Raw genomic sequence first — 1235 nt, forward strand, 5'->3', positions numbered from 1 at the left:
CGCTCCATGATCGAGGCGGCGCGGTTGTAGCCGATCTGCAGGCGGCGCTGGATATAAGAAGTCGAGGCCTTCTTGTCGCGCAGCACGACCGCGACTGCCTGCTCATAGGGGTCCTCGCTCTCCGACTGGCCCATGCCGGTCTTGTCGAAGACCGCCCCGTCCTCGTCCTCGCCCGCTCCGCCGGCCTCCTCCTCGGCGGTGACCGCGTCGAGATAGTCCGGCCGCCCTTGCGTCTTCAGATGCGCCACCACCTTCTCGACCTCGGCGTCCGAGACGAACGGGCCGTGCACGCGGGTGATCCGCCCGCCCCCGGCCATGTAGAGCATGTCGCCCTGGCCGAGCAGCTGCTCGGCGCCCATCTCGCCCAGAATGGTGCGGCTGTCGATCTTGCTGGTGACCTGGAAGGAGATCCGCGTCGGGAAGTTCGCCTTGATCGTGCCGGTGATGACGTCGACCGAAGGCCGCTGGGTGGCAAGCACGACATGGATGCCGGCGGCGCGCGCCATCTGGGCCAGGCGCTGGATCGTGCCCTCGATCTCCTTGCCGGCGACCATCATCAGATCGGCCATCTCGTCGACGATCACGACGATATAGGGCAGAGGCGACAGGTCCATCGCCTCCTCCTCGTAGATCGCCTCGCCCGAATGCTTGTCGAAGCCGGTCTGGACCGTGCGGGTGATGACCTCGCCGGCCGCGGCCGCCTCCGCCACCCGCAGATTGAAGCCGTCGATGTTGCGCACACCGAGCTTCGACATCTTCTTGTAGCGTTCCTCCATCTCGCGCACCGCCCATTTCAGCGCGACCACCGCCTTCTTCGGGTCGGTGACGACGGGGGTGAGCAGATGCGGGATGCCGTCATAGACGGAAAGCTCGAGCATCTTGGGATCGACCATGATCAGCCGGCACTCCTCCGGCTTCAGCCGGTAGAGGATCGACAGGATCATGGTGTTGATCGCGACCGACTTGCCCGAGCCGGTGGTGCCGGCGACGAGCAGATGCGGCATGCGGGCGAGGTCGGCGATCACCGGCTCGCCGCCGATGGTCTTGCCGAGGCACAGCGCCAGCTTGTGCTTGGTGCCCTCGAAATCCTGGGAGGCCAGGAGCTCGCGCAGGAAGACGGTCTCGCGCTTGGCGTTGGGCAGCTCGATGCCGATCGCGTTCTTGCCCTGCACCACCGCCACACGCGCCGACACCGCGCTCATCGAGCGGGCGATGTCGTCGGCGAGCGAAATCAC

General features: G+C 66.5%; 1 protein-coding gene. It reads right to left on the reverse strand.

Annotation, left to right across the window (positions count from 1 at the left end; genetic code table 11):
- Positions 1–1235 (reverse strand): DNA translocase FtsK (locus tag BMZ69_RS30905; protein WP_280142138.1); only part of this gene is annotated, 1235 nt, incomplete at both ends.

It is taken from the genome of Allobosea sp. CRIB-10 (assembly GCF_900112185.1).
Taxonomy (GTDB): domain Bacteria; phylum Pseudomonadota; class Alphaproteobacteria; order Rhizobiales; family Beijerinckiaceae; genus Allobosea.